Below are 6,000 nucleotides of genomic sequence, written 5' to 3'. Positions count from 1 at the left end.
CTGGGGAACAAACCATATCTTTAAGCTCTCCTGGGTGTTTTCCTGTTTCTAAAACCATCTTCGCTGATCCCAAAACTGCTTGTGCTGCAAACTTATAAGCCTTATCTCTTGGCATTCCACCTATAACTGCTCCATCAGCCATAGCTTCTATAAACATAAAAACATAAGCTGGTGCTGAACCACTAACACCTATAACCGCATCTATTAAATACTCTGGAAGTATTTCTGATTCTCCAAAGCTATCAAATATGCTCTTAACTTCTTTTAATTCTTCTTCTGTAGTATTTTTATTAGCACATAATACTGACATTCCCTCATTAACTAGAGCTGGGGTATTTGGCATAGTTCTAACAATTTTAGTATCTTCACCTAAAATTCCTTCTATATCTGCTATAGCTTTACCTGCTGCTATAGTTACTATCAATTTTTCTTTAGTGATATCCTCTTTTATAGATTTCATCACTATATCATAAATATTTGGCTTAACTGCTAAAACAATTATATCCGCTTTTTTTGCTACTTCCTTAGAGTCCGTGGTAGTTAAAACTCCAAATTCATTATGTATAGTATCTAATTTTTTCTGATCTAAATCAGAAATTATAACCTTCATTGGCTCTACAAGCTTTGACTTAATTATTCCACCAATCATAGCTTTTCCCATATTTCCTGCGCCAATAAATCCAATTATCTTATTCATAATTAGTCCTCGCTTTCATATCTAGATGATTTATAAATTAGGTCTTATAATAGATATTGTTATTAAATTATAATATAATAATTCACCTTTCGGAAATAAAGACTACTCTGCTATTCCCGAAAGGTATATCTTCATAGTAGAATTACTGCTATAAATAAATTTATTTCTAAATAATACTTTCTAATTGTTTTCATAAATTATTTTAAACTTTCACTAAAAATTTTGCTCTGTTCTTTCAATAATTTCATCTTGGAGTGCCTTACTTAAATTATGGAAGTGATCACTATAACCAGCAACCCTAACAATAAGATCTTTATACTCCTCAGGATTATTTTGAGCATTTATTAAAGTTTTTCTATCTATAACGTTAAATTGAATATGATGTCCATCCATATTAAAATAAGCTCTAATTAGCGAAAACATATTTTCAAGACCTTCATTTCCACTGACAACAGATGGCGTAAACTTTTGATTTAATAATGTTCCTCCAGTTTTTAAATGGTCCATTTTAGCTGCTGACTTTATAACAGCTGTTGGTCCATTTCTATCAGCACCTTTTTCTGGTGAAATACCCTCTGAAAGAGGTTTAGATTTAAGTCGTCCATTTGCACTAGCTCCCATTACTTCTCCAAAGTAAACATGACAGGTTGTAGGAAGCATATTTATTCTATAAACTCCACCTTTAACATTTGGTCTTCCTGTTACCTCTTTATAAAAGGACATAAATATATCTTTCATTATACTATCAGCATAATCATCATCATTGCCATATTTAGGAGTTTTATTTAAAACTATATTGTGAATAGCTTCATATCCATCAAAATTGTTATCCATAGCTTTAATAAGCTCTTTCATGTCAATTCTTTTTTTATCATATACATTATATTTTATTGAAGTTAAACAATCAGTAACTGTTCCTATTCCAACTCCTTGAATATAACTTGTATTGTACCTAGCTCCACCACCATTGTAATCCATGCCTTTTGATATACAATCATCAACTATTATTGATAAAAATGGTGAAGGCATGTGTTTTGCATATATAGCTTCAATTACATTACTTCCTTGAACTTTTATATCAACAATGTAATGCAATTGCTTTTTAAAAGCTTCAAATAGTTCATCAAAGGTTTTAAAATCTTCAGCATATCCAAGTTCTAATCCAATTTGTTTACCAGATATTTTATCAAAGCCATTATATAATGTTAATTGAAGAATTTTAGGTATATTTAAATATCCAGTTAAATTGTAAGATTCTTTTCCGAAAGCTCCTGTTTCAACACAACCACTTGATCCACCTTGCCTAGCATCTTCAATTGATTTTCCCATTTCCATAAGTTCTTGAATTATTGCTTCAGTATTATAGAAAGCAGGCTGTCCCCATCCTTTTCTAGATATTTCACAAGCCCTTTTCAAAAATTTACTAGGGGTCTTTTTGCTGATTTGAACATTTGAGCTTGGTTGTAATAATTTCATCTCATCCATAGTATCTAAAATTAGATAACTTATATCGTTAATTCCATCATATCCTTCTTCCGTAATTCCACCAGTATTAATATTAACAAAATCTGTATAGGTACTACTTTCTTTTAGCGTTATTCCAACCTTTGGTGGTGCCGGTTGATTATTAAACTTAATCCAAAAACACTCTAATAACTCTTTTGCTCTTTCGGAAGTTATTTTTCCCTCTTCTAATTCTTTTTCATAAAATGGATAGATGTGTTGATCTAATCTTCCTGGAGAAAATGCATCCCAAATATTAAGCTCAGTAGTTACTCCAACATGAACAAACCAATACATTTGCAATGCTTGATGATAACTTTTTGGTGCATGGGCTGGAACTACATCACAATTTTCTGCAATTGTTAGTAAATCTAATTTCCTCTTTTCATTAGTTTCTTTATTAGCAAGTTCTCTCGCATATTTAGCATATCTCTTTCCATATATAATTATAGCATCACAACAGATAGTCATAGCTTCAAGCTCTACTTTCTTGTCAAATGCTTTTTTATCATTTTTATAATCTATACTTTCAATAGATTTTCTTATATCTTCTTTAAAATCTAAAAATCCTTTTATATATATCTTTCCGTCAGCAACGGTATGACCCGGTGCCCTCTGCTCCATAAACTCTGTAAATAAACCACCTTCATAACAAGCCTTCCACTCTTCTATCATATTAGCTAATATTTTTTCTCTTATTGAACGGCTACACCAATATGGAATAATTAATTCTTCTTGTATCTTTCTAACTTCATCATTAACTTTAAAAGATATTTTATCTCTTGAATTCATAACTTCTAAATCTTCCATGGTGTGACAGCAAAGTTCTGGAAAAGTTGGTGCACTTTGAGGTCCTTGACCTTTCTCTCCAACTATTAATTCATCTTCATTTATACAAAGCTCTCTGTTTTCCATAAAATATTTTAAAGCTAATGCTCTTAAAATAGGAGCTTCAACTGAACCTTCATATTTTTTATAAGCTTCTGTAAATAACTTAGCCCTTTCAATAGAAATATGTGGAGCTATAGTTGTGCTTTGTTTTCTTAATTTCTTAACCCTTTCATTTATACCTCTTTCCATAATATTCAACCTCCAACTTTAACATGATAATTACACTTTTCAAAAGCCTTTTTAATTTCTTCAACTTTTTTCTCACTAGGTTTTGACATGTGTTCCTGTTTGTAAAACATATTCAGCTTTGTATATTTGTGCATGCCAATATCATGGTATGGTAATAAATTTACTTCTTTAATATTTAAGCTTTGGAGGAATCTTATTGTTTCATTAATATTATTCTCATCAGTATTAATTCCTTCAATGAGTGGTATTCTTATATTGATCTTTGCTCCATATTCACAAAGCTTTTGTAAATTCTCTATTATAAGCTTATTTGGCTTTCCAATAAACTCCTCATGCCTTTGTGAATCAATTAATTTCAAGTCATACAAAAATATATCTACATAATCTAATATTCTTTTATAATTCTCAAAATTTGTATAACCGCAGGTATCAATTGCCACAGATATACCTTTATCTTTACACCTCTTAACAAGTGCTTCTACAAAATTAATTTGCATCATCACTTCTCCTCCAGATAAAGTAACTCCACCATCGGATTCCTCATAAAAAATCTTATCTTTATCTATCTCTTTAATTAATTCTTCCACTGTATATTCTTTACCTATAATTTCTCTAGCATTATTTATACAAAAGTCCATACATTTTTCACAAAAATCACACTTTTCTAAATTTGTAGACACTATTTTTTCACTAATTGAAATAGCCTGATTGGGACATCTCTTTTCACATTGCCCACAAAATGAACACTTTTCATTGCTATACATAATATCTTTTGTATATCTTTGTGTTTCAGGATTATGGCACCATAAACAATTTAATGGACACCCCTTAAAAAACACGGTAGTCCGTATTCCAGGACCATCGTGTACCGAACACTTTTGTATATTTGTTATTAAGGCACTCTTCAATAACATCACTCCTTGTCTTTAAAATGATTTGGAGTGCTTACTTCCAAAATTCTCACCATCTTATTTGTATAGTTAGCATAATTATGCATAATTGCTGAACTGTAATGAGCACTATCTCCTGGATATAAGTCATATTGTTCATTATTTATAAATAAAGTTAATGTTCCTTCTAATACATATACAAACTCTTCTCCTTCATGTTTATATTGACTTAAACTTTCATCTGTATTATTTGGAAGTACTTCTATTAATCTTGGTAAAAGTTCTTTATCATGACCATCAGTAGTTAAGTTGTAATTTATAAACATACTGTTATCAATTTTAAAAACCTCTTTTTCATAACTTCTTAATATCATCCTTGTTTTGCGTTTTGGACTTGAAAAAAAGTAATTTAAATCTACATCTAAAGCCTCTGCAATTTTCATTAATGAATCCGTAGCAATACTGGTAAGTCCCCTTTCAAGCTGTGATAAAAAGCCAATAGAAAGACCTGTACCTTCACTTAATTCCCTTAGTGTCATCTTTTTGTTTGCTCTCAATTCTTTTATTTTGTTTCCAATATCCTTTTTCAACTTCGCACCTCTTTATTATCGCTACAGGAATTGTTTGTTTTTTAACACTATTCTTAATTATCAATATACTCTAAGTAAATTAACTTGTCTATAGTTTTATGAAATTTTTTACTATATTTTTTATTATAATGAACAAATCACTCTTTAAAGTCTACTTTTTAAATGTATATTAATAATTCTTTAAAATGTTACCATAATTTAAACAAGGATTATGTAAAAACATAATCCTTGAATTATTATAGTATTTTAAAATATACTATATATTTACTAAAAGTAGCATATTTTTATACTTTAATGCATATAAACTAAATTCTGCAGCTTATATTTTTAACAAATTAAATATATTAACTCAATCTTAAGCATAATTAGATGTTATTTATGTAAATATTATAACACCTATATGAATAAAAATCTTATATTAAATTGAATTTTAATAATTTTTTGATAGATTTTTTAATATATTATAAAAAGTTCAGTATAATTAATAATATCTAAAAATTTTAATTTTATTTGGCATCTTCATCTTCTTCTGGGTAATTCTTTATGATTTTAGTATTTTCATTATGCAGCTTCTCTATGTTTTCATCTTTAATTATATTGTAAGGACAAATATATCTGTTAACAATTACAGCTACTATAATGCCTATAGCAGTTTCAATAAATCTATTAATCCCATATTGAAGTGGTGATGTAGTTTTAAGATTTATCATTATGGCTAAAAATACTACACAAGCAATATTAGCAGATTTATTTTCATGAAGAATGTTTGTAATATATATAATTAAGCTCACTCCTATTACTGTTAATATGCTACTGTGAGGTGCAATATAAGAAAATATAATACCTATAATAGCTCCAATGGTTGTTCCTATCAATCTATTCTTTCCAGTTTGAAAAGAATTTTCAACAGTGGTTTGCATTGTTATAACTGCTGCAATACAAGCATAAAAAGGCGAATCAAACCTTAATATTCTTAAAAGAATTATACATATTCCTACAGATAATGCTGTCTTAATATTTCTCATGCCTATTCTTTTCATCAATAATTCTCCTTAAAAACAGTCTTAGAAATCTTGANNCTTCACATCCTTTATACTAAATTTAAAAATCGTAATTAATTTTATAATACCATATTTTTTTATAATGGGTTATTTAAAATTCTTCATAAAATAATTATCGAATAATATTTTTTCTTTTAAACAAATCTTCAAATATTAATTTCATTTTAAAAGGCACCTTT

General features: G+C 28.7%; 5 protein-coding genes. All 5 read right to left on the bottom strand.

Features of this window, described 5'->3' with window-relative positions:
• Window positions 1-697 (bottom strand): pyrroline-5-carboxylate reductase (proC, locus tag B3603_RS15615; RefSeq protein ID WP_291566595.1); only part of this gene is annotated, 697 nt, incomplete at its 3' end.
• Window positions 698-910: 213 nt separating this feature from the next.
• On the bottom strand, window positions 911-3,280 hold the full coding sequence (gene hypD / locus B3603_RS15610) for a trans-4-hydroxy-L-proline dehydratase (RefSeq protein ID WP_291566593.1): 2,370 nt from the start codon (window positions 3,278-3,280) through the stop codon (window positions 911-913).
• Window positions 3,281-3,285: 5 nt separating this feature from the next.
• Entirely contained in the window at window positions 3,286-4,188 is a 903-nt protein-coding gene (locus B3603_RS15605; protein WP_291566591.1) for a trans-4-hydroxy-L-proline dehydratase activase, read from the bottom strand.
• Window positions 4,189-4,193: 5 nt separating this feature from the next.
• Complete coding sequence (locus B3603_RS15600) at window positions 4,194-4,760, bottom strand: helix-turn-helix domain-containing protein (RefSeq protein WP_291566589.1); 567 nt, start codon at window positions 4,758-4,760, stop codon at window positions 4,194-4,196.
• Between the two features lie 506 nt (window positions 4,761-5,266).
• Window positions 5,267-5,800 (bottom strand): FUSC family protein, encoded by a 534-nt coding sequence (locus B3603_RS15595; RefSeq protein WP_291566587.1) that lies wholly within the window; start codon window positions 5,798-5,800, stop codon window positions 5,267-5,269.
• Between the last annotated feature and the right edge of the window lie 200 nt (window positions 5,801-6,000).

The sequence above is a fragment of the Clostridium sp. UBA2485 genome (assembly GCF_002341865.1).
Taxonomy (GTDB): domain Bacteria; phylum Bacillota; class Clostridia; order Clostridiales; family Clostridiaceae; genus Clostridium_J.
The sequence above is the reverse complement of the archived record's forward strand: the minus strand, read 5'-3'. Positions and strand labels throughout refer to the sequence as shown.